22 protein-coding genes are annotated in these 24,615 nt (G+C 66.7%); 12 read left to right on the forward strand and 10 right to left on the reverse strand.

Annotation, left to right across the window (positions count from 1 at the left end; genetic code table 11):
- The first annotated feature begins 266 nt into the window (after positions 1 to 266).
- Positions 267 to 2,126 carry a DNA (cytosine-5-)-methyltransferase gene (gene dcm / locus IEX71_RS02955; RefSeq protein ID WP_229749409.1) on the forward strand — a complete coding sequence of 620 codons (1,860 nt, stop codon included), beginning with the start codon at positions 267 to 269 and terminating at the stop codon, positions 2,124 to 2,126.
- A 28-nt stretch (positions 2,127 to 2,154) separates the two neighbouring features.
- A complete protein-coding gene (locus IEX71_RS02960) occupies positions 2,155 to 2,544 on the forward strand; it encodes a PDDEXK family nuclease (RefSeq protein ID WP_229749410.1) in 390 nt (129 codons plus the stop codon).
- Positions 2,545 to 3,219: 675 nt separating this feature from the next.
- On the opposite strand, the gene IEX71_RS02965 is transcribed toward IEX71_RS02960, so the two are convergent.
- Together IEX71_RS02965 and IEX71_RS02970 are read right to left on the reverse strand one after the other, a co-directional pair.
- Positions 3,220 to 4,749 (reverse strand): APC family permease, encoded by a 1,530-nt coding sequence (locus IEX71_RS02965; protein WP_188835446.1) that lies wholly within the window; start codon positions 4,747 to 4,749, stop codon positions 3,220 to 3,222.
- An 82-nt stretch (positions 4,750 to 4,831) separates the two neighbouring features.
- The gene (locus tag IEX71_RS02970; protein ID WP_188835447.1) at positions 4,832 to 5,635 is read right to left on the reverse strand and encodes an alpha/beta fold hydrolase; all 804 of its coding nucleotides are present in this window, start codon (positions 5,633 to 5,635) and stop codon (positions 4,832 to 4,834) included.
- A gap of 111 nt (positions 5,636 to 5,746) precedes the next feature.
- On the opposite strand from IEX71_RS02970, the gene IEX71_RS02975 reads away from it, so the two are divergent.
- The gene (locus IEX71_RS02975; RefSeq protein ID WP_188835448.1) at positions 5,747 to 6,574 is read left to right on the forward strand and encodes a helix-turn-helix domain-containing protein; all 828 of its coding nucleotides are present in this window, start codon (positions 5,747 to 5,749) and stop codon (positions 6,572 to 6,574) included.
- A gap of 123 nt (positions 6,575 to 6,697) precedes the next feature.
- Here the strand turns inward: IEX71_RS02975 and IEX71_RS02980 are convergent, their stop codons facing one another.
- Positions 6,698 to 7,513 (reverse strand): hypothetical protein, encoded by an 816-nt coding sequence (locus IEX71_RS02980; RefSeq protein WP_188835449.1) that lies wholly within the window; start codon positions 7,511 to 7,513, stop codon positions 6,698 to 6,700.
- A gap of 476 nt (positions 7,514 to 7,989) precedes the next feature.
- Between IEX71_RS02980 and IEX71_RS02985 the strand changes: the two genes are divergently transcribed.
- Positions 7,990 to 9,405, forward strand: coding sequence for an amino acid permease (locus IEX71_RS02985; protein WP_188835450.1), 1,416 nt, complete (start codon positions 7,990 to 7,992; stop codon positions 9,403 to 9,405).
- A 48-nt stretch (positions 9,406 to 9,453) separates the two neighbouring features.
- Positions 9,454 to 9,930, forward strand: coding sequence for a hypothetical protein (locus IEX71_RS02990; RefSeq protein ID WP_188835451.1), 477 nt, complete (start codon positions 9,454 to 9,456; stop codon positions 9,928 to 9,930).
- Between the two features lie 10 nt (positions 9,931 to 9,940).
- Here IEX71_RS02990 and IEX71_RS02995 read toward each other — a convergent pair whose 3' ends face one another.
- Positions 9,941 to 10,732 carry an alpha/beta fold hydrolase gene (locus IEX71_RS02995; protein WP_188835452.1) on the reverse strand — a complete coding sequence of 264 codons (792 nt, stop codon included), beginning with the start codon at positions 10,730 to 10,732 and terminating at the stop codon, positions 9,941 to 9,943.
- A 112-nt stretch (positions 10,733 to 10,844) separates the two neighbouring features.
- Between IEX71_RS02995 and IEX71_RS03000 the strand changes: the two genes are divergently transcribed.
- Positions 10,845 to 11,294 carry a hemerythrin domain-containing protein gene (locus IEX71_RS03000; RefSeq protein WP_188835453.1) on the forward strand — a complete coding sequence of 150 codons (450 nt, stop codon included), beginning with the start codon at positions 10,845 to 10,847 and terminating at the stop codon, positions 11,292 to 11,294.
- Here the strand turns inward: IEX71_RS03000 and IEX71_RS03005 are convergent.
- Together IEX71_RS03005 and IEX71_RS03010 are read right to left on the reverse strand one after the other, a co-directional pair.
- Positions 11,291 to 11,749 (reverse strand): DUF6328 family protein, encoded by a 459-nt coding sequence (locus tag IEX71_RS03005; protein ID WP_188835454.1) that lies wholly within the window; start codon positions 11,747 to 11,749, stop codon positions 11,291 to 11,293. The two genes, IEX71_RS03000 and IEX71_RS03005, sit on opposite strands and share 4 nt — an antisense overlap.
- A 15-nt stretch (positions 11,750 to 11,764) precedes the next feature.
- Positions 11,765 to 12,376, reverse strand: coding sequence for a TetR/AcrR family transcriptional regulator (locus IEX71_RS03010; RefSeq protein WP_188835455.1), 612 nt, complete (start codon positions 12,374 to 12,376; stop codon positions 11,765 to 11,767).
- Between the two features lie 69 nt (positions 12,377 to 12,445).
- Between IEX71_RS03010 and IEX71_RS03015 the strand changes: the two genes are divergently transcribed.
- The 3 genes from IEX71_RS03015 to IEX71_RS03025 all read left to right on the forward strand — a co-directional run bounded on the left by IEX71_RS03015 (position 12,446) and on the right by IEX71_RS03025 (position 14,540).
- Complete coding sequence (locus IEX71_RS03015; protein ID WP_188835456.1) at positions 12,446 to 13,132, forward strand: alpha/beta fold hydrolase; 687 nt, start codon at positions 12,446 to 12,448, stop codon at positions 13,130 to 13,132.
- 79 nt (positions 13,133 to 13,211) lie between these two features.
- The gene (locus IEX71_RS03020; protein ID WP_188835457.1) at positions 13,212 to 13,628 is read left to right on the forward strand and encodes an NUDIX hydrolase; all 417 of its coding nucleotides are present in this window, start codon (positions 13,212 to 13,214) and stop codon (positions 13,626 to 13,628) included.
- Positions 13,629 to 13,736: 108 nt separating this feature from the next.
- Positions 13,737 to 14,540, forward strand: a complete 804-nt coding sequence (locus IEX71_RS03025) for an HNH endonuclease family protein (protein ID WP_229749411.1) — start codon at positions 13,737 to 13,739, stop codon at positions 14,538 to 14,540.
- A gap of 16 nt (positions 14,541 to 14,556) precedes the next feature.
- Here the strand turns inward: IEX71_RS03025 and IEX71_RS22380 are convergent, their stop codons facing one another.
- Together IEX71_RS22380 and IEX71_RS03035 are read right to left on the reverse strand one after the other, a co-directional pair.
- Positions 14,557 to 16,407: an SDR family NAD(P)-dependent oxidoreductase gene (locus IEX71_RS22380; RefSeq protein WP_229749412.1), complete on the reverse strand. Its 1,851-nt coding sequence runs from the start codon at positions 16,405 to 16,407 to the stop codon at positions 14,557 to 14,559.
- A complete protein-coding gene (locus IEX71_RS03035) occupies positions 16,404 to 17,939 on the reverse strand; it encodes a flavin-containing monooxygenase (protein WP_188835458.1) in 1,536 nt (511 codons plus the stop codon). Before IEX71_RS03035 ends, IEX71_RS22380 begins: the two co-directional genes overlap by 4 nt.
- A gap of 107 nt (positions 17,940 to 18,046) precedes the next feature.
- On the opposite strand from IEX71_RS03035, the gene IEX71_RS03040 reads away from it, so the two are divergent.
- On the forward strand, positions 18,047 to 19,318 hold the full coding sequence (locus tag IEX71_RS03040; RefSeq protein WP_188835459.1) for a PucR family transcriptional regulator: 1,272 nt from the start codon (positions 18,047 to 18,049) through the stop codon (positions 19,316 to 19,318).
- A 54-nt stretch (positions 19,319 to 19,372) separates the two neighbouring features.
- Complete coding sequence (locus tag IEX71_RS03045) at positions 19,373 to 21,745, forward strand: xanthine dehydrogenase family protein molybdopterin-binding subunit (RefSeq protein WP_188835460.1); 2,373 nt, start codon at positions 19,373 to 19,375, stop codon at positions 21,743 to 21,745.
- An 80-nt stretch (positions 21,746 to 21,825) separates the two neighbouring features.
- Here the strand turns inward: IEX71_RS03045 and IEX71_RS03050 are convergent, their stop codons facing one another.
- On the reverse strand, positions 21,826 to 22,236 hold the full coding sequence (locus IEX71_RS03050) for a nuclear transport factor 2 family protein (RefSeq protein ID WP_188835461.1): 411 nt from the start codon (positions 22,234 to 22,236) through the stop codon (positions 21,826 to 21,828).
- Positions 22,237 to 22,281: 45 nt separating this feature from the next.
- Complete coding sequence (locus IEX71_RS03055; RefSeq protein WP_188835462.1) at positions 22,282 to 23,856, reverse strand: HD domain-containing phosphohydrolase; 1,575 nt, start codon at positions 23,854 to 23,856, stop codon at positions 22,282 to 22,284.
- A gap of 39 nt (positions 23,857 to 23,895) precedes the next feature.
- Here IEX71_RS03055 and IEX71_RS03060 point away from each other — a divergent pair, with 39 nt between their 5' ends.
- On the forward strand, positions 23,896 to 24,594 hold the full coding sequence (locus IEX71_RS03060) for a dienelactone hydrolase family protein (RefSeq protein ID WP_188835463.1): 699 nt from the start codon (positions 23,896 to 23,898) through the stop codon (positions 24,592 to 24,594).
- Positions 24,595 to 24,615 lie beyond the last annotated feature (21 nt).

A 24,615-nucleotide genomic window follows, 5' to 3' on the forward strand; every position in this document is an offset into this window, starting at 1 on the left:
GTCATCCCGGTAACCGGCAGCCGGAGAGGTTCAGGTCAGGTCGGCAGGGGCCGAGTGTGAGTGTGTCGTGTCGAGCTGGCGGCCCACCACGGGAGCAGACGGTCGCTGGAACTTGACCCTTCGCGTGTCGCGGCCATGACTCCCACACCTTGTCCGAGCTTGCCCCTATTCTGAGGGTCCGGGTGAGTCTCCAGTGCAGAGCATGGTTAGCTCGCGTCGACCTGTTGGTAGAGCGTGTCGGTAGTGATTGAGCAGAAGGGGTGAGCGTGGGTCAGTATGGCGTGCCGTTGGAGCGGACGGCGCCGACCAAGCTGAAGGCGCATCAGGATAGCTGTGAGTTTACGGACCTCAAAAGCTGGCTGGTTCAGCATCGCGACGATCGTCTCGCAGTCGATCTGTTCTCGGGCGCCGGTGGCCTCAGCCACGGGCTTGCTGCTGCCGGCTGGACGAACGCCGTCGCTGTGGACACGGACGATCGAGCCCTGTATACGCATCGTGCTAATTTCCCCGGCGCTTCCATCAAACTCGACTTGGGCGATGCCGTTGCCCGCGATGAGCTGGTCTCCGCGTTAGAAGGTGCCTCAATCGATGTCGTTGCTGGAGGGCCGCCCTGCCAACCGTTTAGTCGTGCTGGCCGTAGCAAGATCAGGTCGCTGGTCGAGCACTCAGGGAGGGATCCAGAGGACCGACGAAAGGAACTCTGGATGGGGTACATGGACGTTGTCGAGGCGCTGCATCCGCGAGCCGTCATCATGGAGAATGTCCCTGACATGGGTCTCTCGGACGATTTTCGGGTATTACGCACCATAGAGGCGAAGCTGGAAGGCCTCGGCTACGCCGTCGAGTATCAGATCGTCGAGGCATGGCGCTACGGCGTCCCGCAGCATCGCCGACGCCTCATCCTCTTGGCTCGGCGTGACGGCGGTGGTTTCGCGTGGCCCAAGCAGACAGGCCGAGTGAGCCTCATGGAAGCGATCGGCGACTTGCCCGAACTGGTCGTTGAGCCGCGCGAGGCGATAGGTGCCCGGGTTATGTCATACGACAAGAGGCCCGTCGGCAAATTCCAGAAAATTATGCGAACGTCGGTCGGCAGCGAGCTGCATGATCACTGGACTCGACGCGTCCGGCTCGACGATTACCAGGTTTTTCTGTCGATGACGCCGGAGACCTTATACAGCGATATTCCGGCCGACCAACGCCGCTATACAGCGGACACCTTCACCGACAAGTACAAGCGCTTGGATCCGGAGGGTCTGAGCCGCACAATAACCGCCCACATTGCGAAAGATGGATATTGGTACATCCATCCGACTCAACCCCGCACGCTGACGGTTCGCGAAGCCGCTAGGGTGCAGACCTTCCCAGATTCCTTCCGGTTCGCCGGCACTCGAAGTGATGCGTTTCGTCAAATTGGAAACGCGGTTCCGCCTCGACTTGCCCAGGCCGCAGCAATCACCGTTCGCCCGGTCGAGGATTCTGAAGCGAGTAGCCTCGAATCGCGTCGTTGGGCAGACATCCGTGAGGCAATCGACGGGTGGGCGACGGCAATACCGAGATCAGATGGTCGGCGGTCGCATCTGGCAGGCGTGGGCGTGCGGCCGTTGCGGCACCTCGTCGTCGTACTACTCGGAGCGCAGGGCCACGGACGCGCGGCGACCAACCTTTACCAGTTGGCAGACGGGCCTTTGGACAAAAAGCGGTACGCGGCCCTAGTCGGCGCCGCGAAGGGCCGCGCAAGGGACCGCCTGCAGAGTCAGCTCGAGCAACTCGTTGACCGGGGCAACCTGAATGACATCCAGGCTGTGTCTGATGGTGCGAATCTAACGAGTTCTCAGGCAAAGTTGTACGGGGTGCTGCGGGGGGAGGACGGCTTGTTGGCGGGAGCGGCCGCACTCCGTGTGGCGACACGCCTCCACGGTATGGATCCGTCGACGGCTGCAAACACGCACACCGATGGCAAGGCTCGTCTCGCGCGGTTGGTCGGAGCCGGCGAAGGAGCGATGCGGAGGATGACTGCTGTTCGTCTGATCGGATCGACCATTTGTCTGAAGGACCCTCTGTGCGGTGAGTGCCCGCTGAGTAAGTTCTGTCCCACTTTCACAAATGCGCCGCAACACAGATCCTGAGGAACCTGAGCCGGCGGTGTCGGCGCGTATGGCTCGGCAGCGACGTGCTGATACGGCCGCCGAATTGGGCCTACGGCGAGTGCTGTTCGGAATCCGTCGCGGTTATCGCATCCACTACAAGGTCCCTGGGATGCCGAGGCGCACGATCGACGTCGCGTATGTTGCGCAGCGAGTTGCAGTATTCGTCGATGGCTGTTTTTGGCACGGTTGCCCGAAGCATGCCGTTGCTCCTCGGAAGAACGCCGACTGGTGGGCTGACAAGTTGGCCGGAAATCGAACCCGCGTCAAGTCGACCACCGCTCACTTGGAGAGCAGGGGGTGGGTGGTGCTCCGATACTGGGAGCACGATGATCCGATCGTCGCGGCACAGGAGATAGTCGAAGCTGTCAGGGCTTCGTCCGAATCAAGTGCGCATTGATGTATGAGGATGAGAGTATTGTTTGGAGGTGAGCTTGTCGCCGCCCGATGCATAGTCGGGTGTGGTTCGTGTTCAGACGATTCAGGAGGCTATGCCCGTGGCGAGAGTGAGATCCTTTCAAAAGGGTACGCAGGAGGTTCGGGTTCATCCGTCGGAGGTGGACTGTTACCACCAAGTCGTGGAGTCGGATCGCGGAAGGTTCGTTCACCTGAGCACTTTTGGCTCCGATACTCGACTGGCAGCTCCGAAGAGCAGCCAGTCGATACAAATCGATGAGGTAATGGCGGAGGAACTGGTGCAGATCTTGAAATCAGCGTTCCCGAATCTGCGCTGAATTCCCGATCCGATCGCCGCTGTTGCCCGTAGGTCGGACTTCGTGACCGTGTCCCAGAATGTGCAGTTGTGTTGCGATGCAACGAGAGTGGTCGGTGACGTCCCGCTGGTGCAACCGGGCTGTACGAACATCACTGAGCGCTGGCGTGCGCTGTAGCGCTGCCATGCGGGTTGTGCGAAGCGACCGGGCTGCAGGTGGGTGAACAGCAGGAGTCGCTTCTGCAGCACCGTCTGGGTTGGCGTCCAGATCATAGCTGTCGACGTGCTGGACCGTGTTCGAGCCGCGATGCTGGGCGCCGAGCACTTGGGTGAGGTACTCGCCTGCGGGGGGCGCCCGGTAGATCAGCGGTCATCGCCGGCCGCTGACGCGCTCAGCTCCAGACCCGGCTTCCGGCCACGACTACCGCGCGCCAGCGTGGAGTGCTTGCGGCCGTACGCGAAGTAGACGACCAGGCCGATCACCAGCCACACCAGGAAACGAGCCCAGGTCTCGACGGCCAGGCTGGCCATCAGTGCGAAGCAGCAGAGTGCGGTGATGATCGGCAGCAGCGGCACCTGCGGGGTGCGGAACGGGCGCTCCATCTTGGGCTTCGTCCGGCGCAGCACGGCCACCGCTATCGCCACGACGACGAACGCGAAAAGCGTTCCGATGCTGACCATCTCGGCCAACGTCGCCAGCTTGACCGTGGCCGCGATCACCGCCACGACCACGGTCACACCAAGCGTCAGGTAGAACGGCGTCTTGAACTTGGGGTGCGCCTTGCCGACGCCCTCGGGCAGCAGTCCGTCACGCGACAGCGCGAAACCGATCCGGCCCATCGCGACGATGTCGACCAGGATCACGGAGCTCAGGCCACAGACCGCGGCTAGTCCGATGAGGAAGCCGGCGATGCCGATGTGTGGTTTGAACGCCTCGGAGATCGGCGCGCCCTCGTCCAGGTTGGTGTATTTCACCATCCCGGTGATCACGAAACACACTGCGAGATAGAGGAACGTGCAGATGACCAGCGTTCCGATCAGGCCGCGCGGCATGTCCTTGCCCGGGTTCTTGGTCTCCTCACCCAGGTTCGCCACCGCCTCGAAACCGCTGTAGGCGAAGAACACCACGGCCGCGGCAACCAGGACGCCGGCGATGCCGAACGACGAAGGCTCGATGCCGGAGGCCCACTGCCACAGCGGCTGTTTCAACTCATCGCCGCTGCCGTGCGTCGGGACTGCCTTCGGGAAGAACGGCGTCAGGTTCGACGCCTTGAGGAAGAACAGCCCGGCAACGATCACGAAGAGACACACGGAGACCTTGATGACGACCAGGGCGTTGGTGACCCACTTGGCCTCCTTGATGCCGACGGCCGCGACGATGCCCAGCACCAGCACGATGAAGACGGCGCCGAGATTGACCGTCGAGCCTTCGCCGAGGATGTGATCCCAGATGCCTCCATGCAGGCCGAGCGAACTCTGCAGATAGCCCGACCAACCACGCGCGACCACCGCCGCGCCGAGGCTGAACTCGAGCACCAGGTCCCACGCGATGATCCAGGCGAAGATCTCACCGATCGTCGTGTAGGCGTAGGTGTAGGAACTGCCCGCGGTCGGCACAGCCGCCGCCACCTCGGCGTAACACAGCGCCGCCATCATGGCGATGATCCCGGCGATCGCGAACGACACCACGATCGCCGGCCCTGCTTGGTTCTTGGCCTCGACACCGGTGAGCGTGAAGATGCCGGTGCCGATCACGATCCCGATGCCGAAACCCATCAGGTCCCTGGACGACAGACTCTTGGCGAGTCCTTCGCCGGAGCTCTCGGCCTCGTCATTCTGATGTATGACGGTGTCGACGTCTTTGGTGCGGACGAGCGTTCGCAGCATTCCCATCGATTGACCGTATGTGGCCGTAGGTGATCTGTGAGGAAACTGAATGTGTGACTTTCGCGGGTCTCGGATCTCGATACGCAGGTCACCTCGCTTCGCTCCGGCACCCGCCAGAGAGTCCTGTCGAGAAGCCGGTGATCGCATCGGCGAGGTCGGCCGGCGCTTCGAGGGGGATCAGGTGACCACTCCTCGGGACCACCAGGAAGTCGACGTCGGACAGGTAGGGCACCAGGTTGTCGCGGAGCACATGGGCCGGCTCGACCTGATCGTTCTCCCCGGCAACGACGAGTGCTGGGACATCGATCAGGCGCGTGTGCTCGGTGATGTCTTCGGCGATGCCGTGTAGTGGCCACTCGGTCCGGGCGGCGTCGGCGCTGGCGCGCGAGTCGGCAACGACCTGGGCGCTGGCGGACTCGGGCAACCCGATCGCGGTGAGGACGTTGTCGCGTGCGCTCGCGACGGACGCGTCGGAGTCGTAGGCATGAGAGAGCGCTTCTCGGTACTCGGCAGTGACCTCTGCGGCAGGCTTCGCCGGCCCGGGCGCGACCAGGATCAGGCCCCGCAAACCTGTGGGCCGGATCGACGCGACCAGTTGCGCGACCTTGCCGCCCATGGAGTGTCCGATCAGGACGTAGTCGGCGATGCCCGCGTCGGCAATCGCGGCAAACGTGTCGGCTGCGAGCTGGTGCAGCGTGTAGGGGCCGGGCAGCGTCCTTGAACGACTCCATCCGCGAAGATCGAGAGTCAGGACGGCGCGATCCTCAAAGCGGCCGACCACGAGATCCCAGGTGCGAGCCGAGCCGCCCCAGTAGTGCAGGAACACCAGGGTTGGTCCGTCTCCCGGACGGTAGTCGTAAACGGGCAACAGCTGCTGTTGTGTCGTGCGCATGGGAACTCCTGGATCAAGCGGATCTGAGGTGAATCTGACCCACCCATTGAACTTGCGCGATGTCTATGGCGCATCAGCACAACTGGGCACGCGATGGTGGAAACTGGACACATGACAGCGGTCCGGCAGATGACCTACCAACCCGTCGGGCGCGGTGCCGGCACCGTCGAGACGCTCACCTTCGGCCACCTGCGGGAGCTGAACGACGGCGGCACGCAGCGCGCCGACTTCCACGTCCTCGCGATGGTCGACTCTGGGCAGGGGTCGGTCACGGTGGACTTCGCCGAGCACCCGCTTCGGAAGCGGACTGTGGTGTGGGTTCCCCCTGGCGCGGTGCACCGGTGGGATGACCTCGCCGGCGTCGCAGGGCACGTCGTGCTGTTCGTTGCGACCGCGCCAGTCACCCGGGCCACCCGGGAGTTCGTGGCGTCACCGGACCGGGCCGCGCGGTGGAGCATTCCCGACGCCGACTGGCCGTTCGTCGACGCCGCGCGTAACCATCTACTACTCGAGGTCTCCGCTGCTCCGGGGGACCCATCGCTCGAGCTACGCGAGATCCTGCTCTCCGCGCTCATCGCCCGACTGCGCCCACCGCAGGGCCAAGAGGTGGCGGTCAATCCGACGTTCCGTCGCTTCCGATCGAGTGTCGAAACAAACTTTCGCGAGCACCACGACGCCGGCTACTACGCAAGGACTCTCGGTTACGCGCCGCGCACCCTCTCCAGGGCGGTGAAGCACGCCACTGGCCGGACCGCGAAGGCGTTCATCGTCGAGCGGATCGTCCTGGAAGCCAAACGGCTCCTCGCGCACGACCGGCTCACCGCCGCCAGCTGCGCCGCCCGGCTCGGGTTCCCTGATGCCTCCAACTTCTCGGTGTTCTTCAAGCAGGCGACTGGGATGCGTCCGGGGGCCTGGCAGGCGACGGTTTCCGGCACGTGAGACCGCGCAATCGCATGTGGCGCGGGACCTCGAGGCGCTCGCTCCTCCGCCACCTCGCGTGCGTCGGCCCTGGTCGTGGCTGTGCGCGACCAGGGCCGTGGGAGGGGGGTGTCGTGAGATCGGTCAGGGCGCGAGGACGAAGCCGCACTGGCCGATGACGTTGCGACCGACGGTGCTGAAGGGATAGCTCGGGTCGGGTATGCCGTCATCCGCGTCGCCGATCTGCGGCGCCGGGACCATGTTGGTGCAGATCAGGTTCTTCCCGATCGTGTCGTGGACGATCTCGTTGCCATCCGGATCGCCGAGCATGATGTCGGACAACGAGACATTGCCGTCGATCGTGCTGCGGATGACTCCGAACCACGTCGTGGACAACCCACTCACGGTGAGGTTGCCGTGGATGGTGTCGTCCTTGACTGAAAACGGAATGAAGCCAGGGAAATCGAAGCCCGCGCCGCCGCCGACGGAAGTGACGTTTCCGTTGACGGTGAGTCCGTCGAGTGCCGCGTTGAAGACGTGATCGAAGGAGGCGTTGCCCATGATGGTGATGCTGGACTGCTGGCCGGCATACGGGCCGTTGCCGTCCGGTCCGCCGGTCGTGCAGCCGCCGTGCGCTGCGGTGCAACCGAGACCGGTCGTCGAGCCGGGATAGCCGACCACGTTGCGGCCGACCGTGATGGTGGACGGTGCACTGTCCGCATCGAGTCGTGCACCGCTGAGCACGTTGAGGTTGCCGGTGATCGTGACTGTTGCGTTTGCCGGCACGGAGCAATCGCCGGCGATGGTGACCGAGGAGTACGTACCGGAAGCGATCTCGCCTCCGGTGCAGGTCAGTGCCGCAGCCCCGGAGGGAGCTGCCGCGGCCGTGCCCGCGGGGAGCATCAGTGCCCCCGCTGCGGCCAGAGACATCGCTGCCCCGAACCGCGCGTTTCTCTTCATGATGGATTCCTTCCTCGACGCAACCGGGGTTTCCGATCGACGACTCGGTATACACCTGCACTGGTGAGATGCAGCGGATAATTGCGCGTGGGTATGACGGGGCGGGACCTCGAGACGACTCGCCCTAGGGGGCTCGCCTCCTCGGCCACCGCTGTTGGGGCCTCGGGTCTCGATACGCGCTTCCCCCGGCTTCGCTCCTCCAGCGCTACCCGACCAGCGAGGCTGCGCTGCGGGACCTCGAGACGGCTCGGATCTCGATATGCTCCCTCGTTCCTCGGTCGCTACTCGATCCGCATGGGTGGCTCCACGGTGAACGGTCGGTGTGCGCGGTGAGTGGTCCGGCCGTCTCGCGAGGTGACCAATTTCGAAGTCGAAGGTCTCATTCGCCACCGGCGGGCCGCGTTTTGTGCGAAATTCGGCTGTCGACAACCCTCCGGGCTGCCGGCGCAGGAGCCAGAGCACCGAGGAGCCGATTGATGGAAGAACGAGCAGTACACAGCCCGAAGAAGTTGCGGCCACGGCACATCACGATGATCACGCTGGGCGGGATCATCGGCTCGAGCCTGTTCGTCGGCTCGTCCAGCATCGTCCACTCGGTCGGTCCGGCGGCGGTGCTGTCCTACCTGGCCGGCGGGCTGCTGGTCTACCTCGCGATGCTGATGCTCGGTGAGATGGCTGCGGCCAGGCCCGAGATCGGGTCGTTCATGGAGTACGCCCGCGTGGGTATGGGGGACTGGGCGGCATACCTCGTCGGCTGGCTCTACTGGTACTTCTGGGTCGGCGTGCTCGCCTACGAGGCGGTCATCGGCGGCCACACGCTCAACGGCTGGCTCGACTGGCTGCCGTCCTGGCTGTGGTCGTTGCTGCTGCTCGCGGTCTTCGTGGTGAGCAACCTGATCTCGGTGCGGTCGTTCGGCGAGGCGGAGTTCTGGCTGGCCAGCATCAAGGTCATCGCGATCGTGGTGTTCCTCGTCGTCGGCACGCTCTTCGTGCTCGGGCTGTGGCCGGACGGCGACTTCGTCGTGCAAAACCTCTGGCAACAGGGCGGATTCGCGCCGAAGGGGATCGGCGCCATACTCACCGGTGTTGCGCTGGTGATCTTCTCCTACTTCGGCACCGAGATCGCAGTCATGGCGTCGGCCGAGTCCGAGGACCCGGCCAAGGGCGTCAAACTCGCCACCGTCACGGTCATCTGGCGGGTGCTGCTCTTCTTCGTCGGGTCGATCCTGATCATCACCATGGCGATCCCGTGGGACCAGCTGCCGGAAGCAACCGGCGTCGCGAACGCGCCGTTCACCGTGCTGTTCGAGAAGTTCAACATCCCGGCCGCCTCGAACATCATGGAGCTGGTCATCTTCTCGGCGGTGCTGTCGGTGCTCAACTCCGGCCTCTACTCCGCCTCGCGCATGTTCGCCGCGCTCGCGGACAAGGGTCTCGCGCCGAGGGCGGTCAGCCACCGGGCGCGCAACGGCGTGCCGGTCGTGGCGGTCTTCGCGTCCACTATCGGCGGTGTCATCGCCGCAATCGCCAACTTCGTCGCACCCGACTCCGGCATCTTCGACTTCATCATGAACTCCGCCGGACTGGTCGCGCTCTTCGTCTATGTCTTCATCGCCCTCACCCAGATGCGGTTGCGGCAGAAGATGACCCCGGACGAGGTCGCCGGCCTGGGCGTCAAGGTCCGCTTCTCCCCGTGGCTCAACATCTTCCTGATCGCGGGCGTGCTGGTCGTCGTGGTGATCATGTTGACCACCGACACCGGCCGGACGCAGGTCTGGACGAGCCTGGTCGCGACCGGGGTGCTGGTGCTCTTCTGGCCGTTGGTGCGGCGCAAGCTGCAGCGGATGCGGGTGGCCGAGAAGCAGCGGGAAATGGTGTCGGCTGCCGAGTGAGCCGTCCGCTCCCGGCATGCCACGGCACGGCTGTGCGACCCTGGGCGCATGCGCGTCGTCTCGTGGATCCTGATGATCGCCCCGGTGATCCTGGCCCTCGGGTTCGTCCGGTTGGTGCTGCGCAGCAACCGCAACGCTCCCGCGACGGGCAGTGCCGGATACGACGTCGCCACCGGGACAGGAGTTTGGTTCGCGCAGGTGCGGGCACCCGGTTCGCGCATCACCACATTGCACAGCATGGCCAGCAACTGGGGCCAACTGCGCGTGTATGGCGGACAGGTCTCCTTCGTCCCGGACGGCAGCCAGGCGCCGGCGTGGACGATCCCCGCGAACCAGATGCGGGTGCAACGTCCCTCGGGTATGGCGACGTCCTTCCGTGCCGAGCTGCCGCAGCTGGGCGAGGTCACCATCGAGCCGAGCACGAACAAGATGGCCCGTTGGCGGTCCGCCGGGTCGTGGGCGGGGTCGAACTACCGCACCACCCAGGACGTCGTGACGATCCTGCAGGGTTGGGGAGCGCACTGACGGGTCTGGGTCATTCCGCTGCTGCTCGGGCCCGCTCGATCCAGTCGTCGAGGAGACCGACGAGCGCCCTCGGGCGCTCGTGCAGCAGAGCATGCCCGGCCCCGTCGATGACGGTCATGGTGGCGCGCGGGTAGACGTCGAGCAATCGCATGGCGTCATCGAATCCGACTGTGGTGTCGTGCAATCCAGCCGCAACCAGGGTAGGCCGGGAGAACGTCGCGTGCCCCATGTCGATCGTCCACCCGGTGAAGATCTCGGTGAGCGCGGTGTAGTCGACCAGGGACATTCCGGGTGCCGCGTAGTCGCGGAACACGCGCGCCGTCGCCGGCGTGCGTACGACGAAATACTCGTCGTATGTCGCCTGCAGCTCGGCGTCGAGTTCGTCGTATGCCGCGTCCTCCTGGATCACCACTTCGGGAGCCGGCACCTGCCCGACGCTCTCGGGCAGCGGGCAGATCAGCGCCAGCCCGGCGACCAGCCGCGGGTGCTGCGCGGCCAGCCCGCGCGCGAGGTAGGCGCCATACGAATGACCCAGCACGAGCGCGGGACCGGACACGGTGCGCTCAAGGAATTTCGCGAGCACGGCGACCACATCGTTGTTGCTCGTCAGTCCGGTGGCCGTGGACGCGCCCATCGCCGGCAGGTCCGGGTAGATGCGGCGGCAGCCGTCCTCCGGCAGGATCGGCTCGAGGGCGGCTTCGAGCTCGCGGTGATCCACCCCGACGCCGTGCAGCGCGACCAACGGCGGCCCCTCGCCGTGCTCCACGTAATGGATCACGACATCGTCGATCCGGCATTCCATCTTCTCCACGCTACAGTCGACCCAGCGTCGCGTGTCGGTGGCAGACCGTGTCAGGCATGGAGGCGCCGAACCGAAGGAGCACGTCGTATGACGTCACACCCTTCGTCCTCGCGTGACTGACCGCGAGACGACCAGGCTGATCGCCTGGGCACACGAGATGCGCCGCACGCACGCGGCGTTGCGCAAGGCACTGCAGGTCGCTCGGGAGACCGGTGACCAGCACCGGGATCTGCTGCTCCACTGCCGTGGTTTCTGCACCGCGCTGGACCGGCACCACCGCGGTGAGGAGGTGACACTCTTTCCGGCGCTCGAGGCAGCGCACCCCGAGCTCGCTCCGGTGCTCCGCAGGCTGGTCGAGGACCACGCGCTGATCGCGAAGTTGTTGGAATCATTGGAGATTGCACTCGACGATGCGGCGACCGGAGACGAGCTGGGAAGTCATCTCGACGGCATCGGCGCGATCATGGAGAGTCACTTCCGCTATGAGGAGCGGCAGCTGCTCGACATACTGACCACGCTCGAGCTGCAGGCCGACGTCGCCGATGTGTTCGGACCGCTCTAATTGAGCTTCCGCCACGGCAGGATCGCCCACAGCGCGATGAACGCCACGGCGGTGACGACGGCAACGGTGTAGCCGGCCGCCTGCCCGGCGACGACACCGAAGACGAACATCACGGTCAGCACGATGGTGATTGCGAGCATCGCCAGACCTGCCTTGGCGAGCCGGTCGCCGAACGTGACCACGACCTCCTTCTGGTGCCGGCCGAAGAGCCAACGGTGCGCGCTCACCGGAGCGACCAGCAGGATGACCGCCAACACCGCACACGACACCGCGGCGAGGTATTGCCCGGTCTGCCAGTCACTGAGGTTCGTGAAGCGCTGCTGGAAGGGCAGTGTCAGCAGGAAGCCGGCCAGCACCTGTATGCCGGTCTGGGTCACGCGCAGCTCCTGTAGCAACTCCACCCAGTTGCGATCGGCGCGTTCGGCCGGCGTCTCGTCTCGGTCCACGGTGTCCATGCGTCACCGTAACGTCTATCGGCCCTCCCGCGTCCAGGCGTCGATCTGCGCGAGCATCAGACGTGCTGCGCGCCGTGCAGCCGTGGTGTCCCGCAGCAGCTGGATCTCCTGGTTGGCCGCCATCGCAATGCCATTCAGCGTTGAGACCAGGTCGTCGGGGTTGCGTCGGCGGACCAGTTGACCGTTGGTCTGAGCGGTGCTGATCTGCTCGCGCAAGAACCCCCGCCACTGCACGACGACGTCGCGGACGGCGTCCCGCAGCACTCCCGGACGACCGTCGAGTTCCGTCGACGCGGCGGTGACGAAGCAGCCTCCGGGGAAGGTCCCGTCGCCGAGATAGCGGCACCATGCCCGCACGGTGGCTCGCAGCCGGGGGAGCCCGCCCTCCTGCCGCATCCCGGGTCGCACGACCGCGTCGACGAACGTCTCCCGCGCACGCTGGATCACCGCGAGCTGCAGCTGCTCCTGGGAGCCGAACGGGCCGACCACACCCGCCTTGCTCATGCCGAGCACAGATGCCAGATCGCCGATGCTCACGCCGGAGATGCCGTTGATGGAGGTGCGGTGGACCCCCGCGTCGACGATCCGCTCCCGGGTGCGCTGCGCTTCTTCGGCCGACTTTCGCATGCTGCCACTTTAGCTTGCGACCGTTTGCTAAATTGGCGAACGATCGTTTGGTTAGATTGGAGTGCGCGAATGCCTGAAGGACGTGACCTCATCCTGGTCCACGGAGCGTGGCACGGCGGTTGGGCGTGGGATGCCGTTGTGCCGCTGTTGGAATCCGCCGGACACCAACCGATAGCAACGGAATTGCCGTTGCGCGGGCCTGGTGGTGCGCCGGCGACTCTCGACGAGCATGCGCGTGTTGTCGGCGCGGCGCTGGCGGACGCGCGTGCCGGCGCGGTGGTCGTGGCACACAGCTATGCCGGGCTCGTGGTGCAGCAGGCGCTGGCACTCGGTGTCGAGGCGGAGCTCGAGCACATCGTGTATGTCGACGCCTGGCTCGGCTGGGATGGCGACAGCATCCTCGGTCTGGCACCGCCCGCGCTGGCGAGTTTTTGGCGGGACCAGCACGCTGATGGCTGGCTCCCGGCGCCGACGCCGGAGCAACTCGGCGTCACCGATCCGGAGCAGTCCGCGTGGCTGACGCCGCGCCTCGTCCCGCAACCGTGGGCCACGTTCACTGACCCGTTGAAGGGCGTGCCTGATCGCCATACAGACGGGCCGTCCGCGTCGGCGATCGTCATGGCGCCCGGCAATGGCGTCCCGTTCGCCGACTTCGCGACCGGGCACGGACTTCCCATCACCTGGATGACGAGCGGGCACGATGCGATGCTCACCCACCCCGACGAGTTGGCGAAGTTGATCCTCGACAGGTGGTGACAGTTGTCCACCCCCCTCCAGCTGATTGCTCGTTGGTGACGCTGGATGGTCTGTCGGTGTGTGCTGCTGCAATACACCCATGGATGAGTCTGTCGCCGATGTCGTGTTGGGCGCGTTGGTCGACGAGGGTCGGGTTCTCCTCGTGCACCGGAGTCCCGACAAACGAGCCCATCCGGACGTGTGGGATCTGCCCGGCGGCTGCGTCGAGGAGGGCGAGTCCGAGCTCGGCGCGCTGTGGCGGGAGCTGCGCGAAGAGTTGGGCGTGGACATCACCACGGATACGGTTTCTCAGCTCTATCAGCTGACTGCAGGGCCGGCTGAGGAGCCCGCGCTGGTGAGCGCCTGGCTGGTCAGCGATTGGCAGGGCACTCCGCTGAACAACGCCCCGGAGGAGCACGTGGACATCGGCTGGTTCGGACTCGACTCCTTGCCGTCACCCGGCCACCCACTGATGCGCCCCGCGCTGCTGACGGCGCTTCGGGGTGCCGGCGGCTGAGAGCCCACCTATCCTCGTCACGGCGGGGGTCGACACGGGACAACTGATGGCGCTGCCGCGTTCCCTGATTGCATGACAACGGAGTTGAGAGGTGGGTGCGCAGCGGCGGTGAGTGGCAAGCGTGGGCTCGTTCGTGGTGCGGCCAGGCCGGCGGCTGTGGCCGCAGTCATCGCCATCGGCGTGACCGGATGTACGTCGATGTCCGGCGGTGACTCCGGAGCGTCGGCACCGACAGTGACCCGGACAGTGACAGTCACCAAAGTTGTCACCTCGACGGCACCGGCACCGACAGCCCGGACCAGCGCGCCGGCGAGCGTGTCGACCCTGCCCAAGGCGACGGTCGCACACGCGCAGGAACTGCTGGCGAAGCTCCCGGTGAAGGGCCGCGCGCCGAAGACCGGCTACGACCGCAAGGAGTTCGGTGTGCGCTGGAGCGACGACGTCACGGTCCAGCTCGGCCACAACGGTTGCGACACCCGCAACGACATCCTGCGGCGCGACCTCACCGACCGCACTCTGAAGCCGAACACCCACGGGTGCGTCGTGCTGACCGGCGTGCTCGTCGACCCCTACACCCGCACCCGGATCACCTTCCAGCGTGGTGTCGGGACGAGCAACGCCATCCAGATCGACCACGTGGTCGCGTTGTCCGATGCGTGGCAGAAGGGCGCGCAGCAACTCACGCCCGAGCGGCGGCAGGACCTCGCGAACGACCCGCGCAACCTGCTCGCGGTCAGTGGCAGCGCGAACGCCCAGAAGCGCGACGGCGACGCCGCGACCTGGTTGCCGAAGAACAAGAGCTATCGGTGCACGTATGTCGCCAAGCAGGTCGCGGTCAAGGCCGACTACCACCTCTGGGTGACCAAGGCTGAAAAAGAAGCAATGGCAAGGGTTTTGAGCAATTGTTCGTGAGCTGAGGGCGGGCGTCTCACCCGGCCGGAGGCATCGTCCGCGCGACAGCCTTGTGCGCGAGAGTCGGATAGATGGCCGGTGCGAAGCGCTTGAGGCGCCATACGAGCTTGGCATCCAGCTGTGGCATCACGTAGAGCTTGCCGCGATCGAAACCGTCCAGCGCGGCGAGCGCTACGGATTCCGGAGTGGAACCGCTGCGGTCGGCCAATCGACGCGCGGCGACGGCACCCTCGGGTGTCATCAGCTCACCGGCGAAGATGTTGGTCGGCACGAACGTCGGGCACAACGCGGTCACCGTCAGGTCGGTGTCGGCGATCTCGGCGGCGATCGTCTCGGTCAGTGTCAGGACGCCGGACTTGCTGACGTTGTAGGAACCCATGCCCGGAGCCGCCGCGTAGCCGGCCGCGGACGCCACATTGATCAGACCTCCGTGCCCGGACCGGCGCAGCAGCGGCAGGAAGACGTGGCAGCCGACGATCGCGCCCCACAGGTTCACCCGCAGCAGCTTCGACCACGCCTCCAGGTCGCCTTCACCGACCGGCGTGCCGCCGCCGATGCCGGCGTTGTTGACCACCAGCGTCGGCAGCCCGAACCACTCCTGTGCCGCGTCTGCCAGTGCGGTGACCGAATGCTCCTGAGTGACATCGGTTTTCACGGCGATGGCAGACCCGCCCGCAGCTTCGATCAAGGAGACCGTCTCCTGCGCCGTCTCCGGGTTGATGTCGGCACAGACGACTTGACCGCCACGCCGCGCGAGCTCCTGCGCGAATGCGCGACCGATGCCGCTGCCGGCGCCCGTCACCACGGCACGAGTGTTGTCGGTACGGCGGGCGTTCCGGCGAAGGCGGTGTGCGGCCGGTCTCGATACACCTCCACCGCTTCGCTCCTCCGGCACTCGACCCGCCGGGCCGGGCGAGCCGTTGAGGTGATCGGTGATCCTCTCCAGTATTCGCTCCTCCGGCACTCGACCCGCCGGGCCGAGCGAGCCGTTGAGGTGATCGGTGATCCTCGCCAGTAATGGCTCGACGAGCGCTGGAGCGAAGTGATGGCCCATCCCCGGAACGCTGACCAACTGTGCCCCGGCGATCGCGTCCGCCGTCGCCTGCCCGCCGCTCGGATGAACGATCAGGTCGCGGTCACCGTGGATCACCAGCGTCGGTGCAGTGATGGTCGAGACCGCCTTCGTGCGATCTCCGGACGCCTGAATCGCCTGTATCTGTCGAGAGATTCCCGCTGCACCGGCAGCTCCACGTCGTTCCCAGGCCGCCGAAGCGTTGGCCGTCTCCACCACCGGGTCGATCAGATACCGGCGGCCGGCGAGATGCGCGGTGATCTCCAAGTGGCGCGCGATGTACTCGGCGCGGCCGTGTGGTGGCCGCTTGGCGATCTTCGCCTTCGTCGACCACGCGACGCCGCCGACGCCGGGTGCCCCGGTGGTGGAATACATCGACGTCAGGGTGAGCACGCGGTCCGCGTGATGCGCTGCGACCGTCTGCGCGATCATCCCGCCCATCGACTGCCCGATGAGGTGCGCGCGGCGCACGCCGAGATGGTCCAGCAGCGCGACGCTGTCCTGCGCCATGTCCTCCAGGGTGTAGGCGTCCGGCCGGGCGCGGCCGGTGAGCTGGTGCAGCAACGTCGGTGGCCGTGTCGTCATCGGAGTGGACCGGCCGATGTCACGGTTGTCGTGCTGGATCACCCGAAACCCTTGTGCGGCAAGGCCATCGACGAAGTCCTGCGGCCACGTCGTCAGATCCTGCGACATACCCGAGACGAGCAGCACCGGTATGGCGTCGGCCTCTCCGGTGACCCGGTAGCACAACCGGATCCCGTGCGGCAGCTGCGCGAACTGGTCCGGCGCGGTCATGACGCCACCTCGACAGGCTCGGTGAGCGTTGCGGGCTCGGTGATCGTTGCCGGCGCAGTGTCGTGGACGGAGCTGAAGCGCAGGCAGGCGTCATTCACGGGTCCGTTGCGCAGCAACCGGACGTCGTCCGGGAAGCCGGTCGTGGTCGCCCACGGGTCGTGGTCGCCCTGTCGCGGCAGGTCGTCGATCGATCGCTGGATGTAACCGGCAGCGAAGTCGAGCAGCGGGCGGGTCGGCATGGTCGGATCAGCCTCCGGGGTGACGGCGTCATACCCGTAGGTGTCCATGTGGCGCAGCAGCCGGGTGAAATATTCGCACAGGAGCCCGACCTTGAGGGTCCACGACGCGTTCGTATAGCCAACGGACAGAGCAAGATTGGGCACACCACTGAGCATCAGCCCGCGATAGGCGACGGTCTCCGGGAAGTGCACCGCGGCGCCGTCGACCGTCAGTGGGATGCCGCCGATCAGGCGGAGGTTCAGCCCGGTCGCGGTGATGATGATGTCGGCTTCCAGCTCCTCGCCGGAGGTGAGCCGGATGCCGCGCGGGGTGAACGTCTCGATGTGGTCGGTCACCACGTCCGCCCGGCCGGACCGGATCGCCCTGAAGAGGTCTCCGTCCGGGACGACGCACAGGCGCTGGTCCCACGGGTCGTACGGCGGGTTGAAGTGCTTGTCGACGTCATACCCCTCCGGCAGGGCCCTCACCTGTGCCTTGCGCAGCAGCGCTCGGGTCTGGCCCGGGAAGCGCCGGGCCAGACGCCAGGTCCAGTGCTGCACGGCGATGTTCTTGCGCCGAGTGAGCTGGTAGCCGCGCTCCTCGCCGAACGTCCGGCGTAGCGCCTGCGCGATCTTGTCCTCGCGGGGGAGCGCGGTGACGAAGGTCGGCGTGCGCTGCAGCATCGTCACGTGCGCGGCTGCCTGCGGGCCGGTGGTCATCGCCGGGACGAGCGTCACCGCGGTCGCGCCGCTGCCGACGACGACCACCTTCTTGCCGGCATGGTCCAGGTCTTCGGGCCAGTGCTGCGGGTGCACGATCGTGCCGGTGAAGTCCTCGCGGCCCGGGAAGTCCGGGGTGTATCCCTCGTCGTAGTTGTAGTAGCCGGTGCCGGCGAAGATCCAACGGGCTCGGAACGTGCGGGGACCGTCCGGTGTCTCCGCGTCAACCGTCCACAGCGCTTCGGCGGAGTCCCAGGACGCGCCGATCACGTTGTGGTTGAAGTGGATCAGCTCATCGAGGCCGTCCGCGGTGGCCGCCTCGCGCAGGTAGTCCAGGATCTTGGCGCCGTCCGCGATCGCGTCCTTGTCACGCCACGGCTTGAAGTCGTAACCGAAGGTGTGCAGGTCGGAATCGGAACGTATGCCGGGGTAGCGGAACAGGTCCCAGGTGCCGCCGGAGGCGGCCCGGCCTTCCAGGATCGCGAACGACTTGCCCGGACAGTTGGCCCGCAGGTAGTGCCCGGCACCGATGCCAGAGATGCCGGCTCCGATGATGAGGACGTCGAGCGGATCGACCGTGGTGGCGCTGGGCATGCAGGAACTCCTGACGGACGGACGGTGAACGTGACGCCCAGCTTGGCCCGCGCACGCACTCGAAGACAGGGACAGAGTGCTGCACATCTGGCGTACGGTGGGGCACTGTGCACACCACATCCGCGCCACTGCCGACCCTCAGCCCGGCTGTCCGGGAGCTCTTCCGCAAGGGCGCACGTGAGGCACTGAACCCGTCGGAGGACGAGCTCGCGCTGCTCCACGAGGCGACACTGGCCGGCTACCACTCCGACCGGTTGGCGATCGATCCGACGCTCACCGAGGCGGCCCGGGTCGTCAACGTGCAGAACCTGCGACGGTGGGCGGCATCGAACATCAGCGACCCGGGAGAACGGGTCACCCCGCAGTTGAGCACCGAGGCGATCAGGTTGTCCCGCGACCTGGTTCGGCGGGGTCTGGACAGCCGCGCGCTCGACTCCTACCGCACGGCGCAGAGCGCGGCCTGGCGCCTGTGGATGCGCATCTGCTTCGCGCTCACCACCGATGCCGCGCAACTGCAGGAACTGCTCGATGTCTCCGCCCTGTCGATATCGACCTTCCTGGACGACACCGTCGAGGCACTGACCGAAGTCATGCAGGCCGACATCGAGGAACTCACCCGAGGCACCAACGCCGAACGTATGGCGACCCTGACCCTCATCCTCGAAGGTGCGCCGATCACCCGGGCGCAGGCCGAGTTGCGGTTGCGCTACCAGCTGACCGGCGAGCACATCGCACTCGTGGTCTGGACGGACTCGACTGCCGACACCGCGACCGCTGATGGCGCACCCGAGGACGTTGCCGGAAGTCTTGAGGCGGTGGCCGACGCGTTCAGGCAGGCCAGCGGCGCGACCCGGCGACTGACGCTGGTGGCGGGAGCGCAATCCCTGTGGGTGTGGCTACCAGTGACCGACGTCCACACCGGCGAGGCCGTCACCGCGGCGCTCGCTGCAGCACCGACGGTGCAGGTGGCGATCGGCCGGAAAGGTCTGGGGCTGGAGGGATTCCGGCGCAGCCACCTGGATGCCACGGAAACACAGCGGCTCGTCGCACGCATCGACTCCGACCAGCGGATCACCCGGTACGCCGAGGTGCAACTGGTGGCACTGCTGACCGGGGACCTCACCAAGGCGGACGAGTTCGTCGCGGACAATCTCGGAGCCCTGGCCACGGCGGACCCGGAGTTGCGTGACGCGGTTTCGGCGTACGTCCGTGAGCAGTTCAACGCCTCCCGCACCGCGCAGCGGCTCTACACCCACCGCAACACCGTGTTGCGGCGACTCGAGCGCGCCGATCGGTTGATGCCGCGCCCACTCGTGGACAACGTCACGAACGTCACGGCTGCCCTCGAGATCGTCAGGCTCCGACCGAATCTGCGGTGAGCGCGGATCCCACGATCCACCCTCGGTGGTCGCCGGCGGACGTAGTGTCGTTCCATGGCAGGTTCAATCCTCGGGACCAGGGTCCGACGGGTCGAAGACGCTGATCTGGTGACCGGCGCATCGACCTTCGTGGGCAATCTTCAACTGAACGGTCTGCTGCATGCGGCGTTCGTGCGATCACCGCTGGCACACGGACACATTCGCAGCATCGACACCTCCGAGGCGGCAGCCTCGCCCGGTGTCGTCGCGGTCTACACGGCCGCGGACCTGTCGCTGCCGCCGCACCACGGACTGATGGTGGTCCACCCGAAGGTACCCCGGCCGCCGTTGGCCGTCGACCGGGTGCGGTTCGTCGGTGAGTTGGTCGCCGTCGTCGTGGCCGAATCGCCGGCCGCTGCAGTCGACGCGGTTGAGCTGGTCGACGTCGACTACGAACCCATCACGGCGGTCGTGGACGCAGAGGAAGCGCTTGCACCGGATGCGGAGCTGCAGTTCCCGGAGCTGGGCACGAACCTCGTGATCGGTAATCGCACTGCCACTGCACAGGATCCATTGGCCGGCGCTGACGTCGTCGTACGTGCCCGAATGGTCAACCAGCGCGTCGCGGTCGTGCCGATGGAGGGCAACGCGATCGCGGTCGAACCGGCCGGCCATAACGAGCACGATGAGCACGATCTCGTCATACACGTCTCGACACAGATGCCGCACGGGTTCCAGGAGATGGTGGCGAAGGAGTTCGAGCTGCCGCAGGAGCGCGTCCGGGTCATCTCTCCGCACGTCGGCGGCGGCTTCGGCGGCAAGGCGGGGCTGATCGCCGAGCACACCGCAGTCATCGGCGCCGCCCGCGCACTCGGTCGGCCGGTCGCCTGGGTCGAGACCCGCTCGGAGAACCTGCAGGGCATGCACGGCCGCGGACAGGTCGGCTACTACGAGCTCGGCCTCACCGACGCGGGGAGGATCATCGGACTGCGCGCCCGGGTGGTCGGCGACGCCGGCGCGTGGGCCGGCTTCGGCGGTGCCCTGCCGATCCACATGACCGCCCTCATGGTGCCCGGTGTGTATGACGTCCCCGTCGTCTCGTACGGCGCCGCGTCCGCGGTCACCAACACCGCCCCGATGGGCGCCTTCCGTGGTGCCGGACGGCCGGAGGCAGCGGCGCACCTGGAGCGGATGATGGACATCGCTGCAGATGAGCTGCACATCGACCCGGTCGAGCTGCGTAGGCGAAACTTCATCGACCCCAATGCCTTTCCCGTCACGACCCCGATGGGGGCGACATACGACTCGGGCGACTACGACCTGCCGCTGCGCGAGGTGCTACGGCTCGCCGACTGCGACAAGCTGCGCGAAGAGCAAGCGATCCGTCGTGAATCCGGCGACCCTGTGCAACTCGGCATCGGGGTCAGCGTCTACGTCGAAGTCACCGCTCCGGGCGGCGGTTCCGAGTACGGCTCGGTCACCGTCCACGACGACGGGACGGCAACCGTGTCGTCCGGCACCTCCGCGCACGGGCAGGGGCACGCGACGGCGTTCTCGATGCTGGTGTCCGACGCCCTCGGCATACCGATGGAGAAGATCACCTATGTGCAGTCCGACACGGCCGTCGTGCCTCGTGGCGGCGGCACCGGAGGGTCCCGGTCGCTCCAATTGGGCGGCAGCGCAGTGGCTTCCGCCGCCGCCGACGTCCGCGACCGGGCACGGCGGCACGCGGCCACATTGCTGGAGGCGGCGGTCGACGACATCGTGCTCACCGAAGAAGGAACGTTCGGCGTGGCTGGGGTCCCGAACGGCGCATCGGTCACCTGGATCGACGTGGCGGGCGCAGCGCGCGACGCGGGGGAGACCCTCGCCGCCGGTCTGGACGTCGAGCAGGAGGGTTCGACATTTCCCTTCGGTGCGCACGTGTCCGTGGTCGAGGTCGACACCGAGACCGGGCACGTTCGGCCGCTGCGACACATCGCGGTCGACGACTGCGGGCGGGTGCTCAACCCGTTGCTGGTCGAGGGACAACAGCACGGCGGTCTCGCGCAGGGCATCGCCCAGGCCCTCTACGAGGAGGTCGTCTTCGACGCAGACGGGCAGCCGATGACCGGGACACTGGCTGACTACGCGATGCCGAGTGCGATGGACCTGGTCGACTTCGAGACCGCGTCGACGATGACGCCGACGCCGCTGAATGCGCTGGGCGCCAAGGGGATCGGTGAGTCGGCCACTATCGGTTCGACCCCTGCCGTGCAGAACGCCGTCGTCGACGCGGTCAGTCATCTGGGCGTGCGGCACATCGATCTGCCGTGCACCCCACAGCGCGTATGGCGGGCGGTGCAGGACGCACTGGCCGGCACCCTGCCCGAGCTGTGGCGAGATCCGCCGGCCGTGTTCGACGACCTACCGGTGCGTGGTGGCGTCGACAACTCCGCGGGCATCTGAGCGAGTTCGGTGGCCGAGGACGCGGAGGGACCGGGGCGGGGGAGAGGTCTCGGGGTCTCGATACGGGCTCGTTCCTCGCCCTACTCGACCTGCTCGTGCTGGAAGCCGCTGCAGAGCAGGTCGATCGTCTCGATCTTGTCGTGTCCGGTGGTGAACAGGTGTTGCTCGGTGACCCGGCCGTCCCCGCGATGACCGGGAGGGCTGAGCCGGATCCGCCACCGCAGGTAGCGCTTGGCGCCGACGCTTCCGGCGGATGCTTCGAGCAGGACGAAGTCGTCAGCCCCGCCGAACCACGTCTCGAACCGCGCGGCGATATCTGCTCCTCCGTCGAGTTCGAAAGGCCCGGAGGGCACGAGTGCGCGCAGGTGGGCGTCGTCGGCCAGACAGCGCTCGAACGCCCGGAAGTCGCGGCAACTGAGAGCGTGGACCAGCTCGCCGTTGACCGGCGGTCGGGTGGTGGATGTGGTCTTTGGGATCGTGTTCGTGTTCATGCCTTCAGTTGTATGGCGCAGCCGGAACTCGCCACATCGGAAGAACTACCGATCTTCCGACGGCGTGCGCTGCCAGTGCTGTTCGGCGCTGACCAGACCGTGGCGCAGCGCGAACATCGACGCTGCGCCACGCGAGGACGTACCGGTCTTGGCGTAGATGTGCTCCAGATGCGCGGTGACGGTTCGCGGGCTGACCGTCAGGCGCCGGGCGATGTCCTTCGTGCTCATGCCGCGGACGAGCAGGACGAGCACCTCGACTTCGCGCGCGGTGAGCGATGCCACCTGCGGCACCCGTCGCGACACCCGGTGTCCGGCGGCGTGCAGAACGGCCTCGACACTCGCGGCATCGAGTCGGCCGGCGCGGACCTCGGTGTGCATCGCCTCCGCGCGTTCCGCTTCGCCCACCGCCGGCCGGCCAGGTCGCGCCTCGACCAGGTCCTGGTAGAAGTCGGAGGCGGCGAGCAGCCGCGCCGGACCATCGAGCGACGTCGCGGTGAGCCCGCGCGGATAACCGCTGCCGTCCAACCGCTCGTGGGTCATCGCAGCGAGCCGCCCGATCCGGGCGAGTGTCGGCTGGCGCGACAGCACCCGCTCGGTCAGGTACGGGACTGTGCGGACCCGCTCACGTTCGACCGCGGACCACGGCTCGGCCTTGTTCCACACGGACGACGACACTCCGATCGCACCGAGCCGGTGCACCAGGCCGGCACGAAGCGCCAAGTCGGGATCGACGGCGCCGCTGATCGTCGCTGCGCGTTGGGCCAGCGCTCCGACGGCGCGCGAATGACCCAGGTACCAGGGCGATTTCAGGTCGGCATAGTCCGCGAACGCCTCCAACGCCGGTGTGAGCTCCTCATCGCCAAGGGTCCGATCCAGGGCTGCGCATCCGGAGATGACGACGGGCCACGCATCGAGATCGTCCAGCCCGTGCAGTATTGCGGCCGCGTGCTCCACGCAAAGGTCGACCAGAGCCGGGTCGAACTCGCGCCCGCGGCCGGTCCCCAGCATCTCCACCGCAGCGTCCACATCTCCGGAGTGCGCGAAAACTTCTGTGTCGTCGGCGATCTGGACGATCCGGATGGCTTGCTCCAGTCCCTCGCCACCGACCTCGCCGGGGACCCCTTTGCCGTCCCAGCGTTCGAATGCCTGGGACAACGACCTGCGCACCGACTCGCGCATGCCGAGGCAGTCGGCAATGTCACCTGTCGTCTGACAGTGGGTGACGAAGGTGCCGAGCGCGTCCCGGAAACCGCCGCCGACGAAGCGGGCGGCAACCGCCATACGCTGTCCCGGCGGACGACCCGCACCCACGTGCGAGAGCATGAACGGCATCATCTTCAGCGGCCGTCGATCCACCCCGTAGCTGTCGGCACGCATCTGCCGGTCGTCGCCGAACCACGTTGCCAATTCGTGGGAGTCGGCGACGCATCCCACCCAGGCGAGCAGTGAGACGTAGAAGGTGTCGGCACGGACTTCGTCGTCGAGACCGGCCAATTCGGCCAGTCGTGCCGCGATCACCGTCTGCCGCAGGACGTGCTCCGCCGGCAGGCCGAGGCCGAGGTCGGTCGCCAGCGACAAGGACGCCAGGATCTCCGCGAGCTGGACCGGCTCCTGCTTCATTTCCCGCAGCGTACGCCGCTGTGGTGGAACACTGCGGTGATGAGTGAACGGATCGACATACCCACCGCTGATGGCGCGATGCCTGCGCTGCGTTTCCTTCCCGAGCCCGGGTCCGGACCGGGCATCGTGCTCTTCCAGGAGATCTTCGGCGTCACCGACTACATCCAGGCGCGAGCCGCTGACCTCGCCGCGCTCGGGTATGTCGTTCTCGTGCCCGAGATCTATTGGCGTCTCGAGGATTCCGAGATCGACTACAGCCGCGAGGACGCGCTGGAGCAGGCGATGGGGCTGATGAGCCAACTCGACTGGCCGACCACCGTGGGTGACGGGGTGGCCGCGGTCGTCGCTGCCCGCGACGATGAGCACATCGATGGCGGTGTTGGCGTCGTCGGCTTCTGCTTCGGTGGCGGCCTGGCGTTCAACGTCGCGGCCTCGTCCGACGTGGGTGTGCTGGTCAGCTACTACGGTTCGGCGCTGCCCGGCCTGCTCGATCTCGCTGATGACGTCACGGCGCCGAGCCTGCACCACTTCGGGCTGGCCGACGACTTCATCCCCGCCGACGTCGTGGAGCGGATCCGTGCCGCGGTCACCCGTGACGGTGTGCGGTTCGAGACGTATGACGAAGCCGGGCATGCCTTCGACAACCCGCACCCGATGTTCCACCACGAGGAGGCGTCGGCCGCCGCGTGGCGTCATACGGTGGACTTCCTTGCCGCGGAGTTCCCGGTCGACCACTAGGGCCGTCGTGTTCGTGGACGG

The sequence above is a fragment of the Flexivirga endophytica genome, assembly GCF_014640635.1.
GTDB classification, from domain to species: Bacteria; Actinomycetota; Actinomycetes; order Actinomycetales; family Dermatophilaceae; genus Flexivirga; species Flexivirga endophytica.

What these genes read in the sequence shown, in the direction of transcription:
- IEX71_RS02960 (WP_229749410.1), top strand. Translation starts at nt 2,155, where the DNA reads ATGGCTCGGCAGCGACGTGCTGATACGGCCGCCGAATTGGGCCTACGG.
- IEX71_RS02965 (WP_188835446.1), bottom strand. Translation starts at nt 4,749, where the DNA reads ATGGGAATGCTGCGAACGCTCGTCCGCACCAAAGACGTCGACACCGTC.
- IEX71_RS02970 (WP_188835447.1), bottom strand. Translation starts at nt 5,635, where the DNA reads ATGCGCACGACACAACAGCAGCTGTTGCCCGTTTACGACTACCGTCCG.
- IEX71_RS02975 (WP_188835448.1), top strand. Translation starts at nt 5,747, where the DNA reads ATGACAGCGGTCCGGCAGATGACCTACCAACCCGTCGGGCGCGGTGCC.
- IEX71_RS02980 (WP_188835449.1), bottom strand. Translation starts at nt 7,513, where the DNA reads ATGAAGAGAAACGCGCGGTTCGGGGCAGCGATGTCTCTGGCCGCAGCG.
- IEX71_RS02985 (WP_188835450.1), top strand. Translation starts at nt 7,990, where the DNA reads ATGGAAGAACGAGCAGTACACAGCCCGAAGAAGTTGCGGCCACGGCAC.
- IEX71_RS02990 (WP_188835451.1), top strand. Translation starts at nt 9,454, where the DNA reads ATGCGCGTCGTCTCGTGGATCCTGATGATCGCCCCGGTGATCCTGGCC.
- IEX71_RS02995 (WP_188835452.1), bottom strand. Translation starts at nt 10,732, where the DNA reads ATGGAATGCCGGATCGACGATGTCGTGATCCATTACGTGGAGCACGGC.
- IEX71_RS03005 (WP_188835454.1), bottom strand. Translation starts at nt 11,749, where the DNA reads ATGGACACCGTGGACCGAGACGAGACGCCGGCCGAACGCGCCGATCGC.
- IEX71_RS03010 (WP_188835455.1), bottom strand. Translation starts at nt 12,376, where the DNA reads ATGCGAAAGTCGGCCGAAGAAGCGCAGCGCACCCGGGAGCGGATCGTC.
- IEX71_RS03015 (WP_188835456.1), top strand. Translation starts at nt 12,446, where the DNA reads ATGCCTGAAGGACGTGACCTCATCCTGGTCCACGGAGCGTGGCACGGC.
- IEX71_RS03020 (WP_188835457.1), top strand. Translation starts at nt 13,212, where the DNA reads ATGGATGAGTCTGTCGCCGATGTCGTGTTGGGCGCGTTGGTCGACGAG.
- IEX71_RS22380 (WP_229749412.1), bottom strand. Translation starts at nt 16,407, where the DNA reads ATGACCGCGCCGGACCAGTTCGCGCAGCTGCCGCACGGGATCCGGTTG.
- IEX71_RS03035 (WP_188835458.1), bottom strand. Translation starts at nt 17,939, where the DNA reads ATGCCCAGCGCCACCACGGTCGATCCGCTCGACGTCCTCATCATCGGA.
- IEX71_RS03045 (WP_188835460.1), top strand. Translation starts at nt 19,373, where the DNA reads ATGGCAGGTTCAATCCTCGGGACCAGGGTCCGACGGGTCGAAGACGCT.
- IEX71_RS03050 (WP_188835461.1), bottom strand. Translation starts at nt 22,236, where the DNA reads ATGAACACGAACACGATCCCAAAGACCACATCCACCACCCGACCGCCG.
- IEX71_RS03055 (WP_188835462.1), bottom strand. Translation starts at nt 23,856, where the DNA reads ATGAAGCAGGAGCCGGTCCAGCTCGCGGAGATCCTGGCGTCCTTGTCG.
- IEX71_RS03060 (WP_188835463.1), top strand. Translation starts at nt 23,896, where the DNA reads ATGAGTGAACGGATCGACATACCCACCGCTGATGGCGCGATGCCTGCG.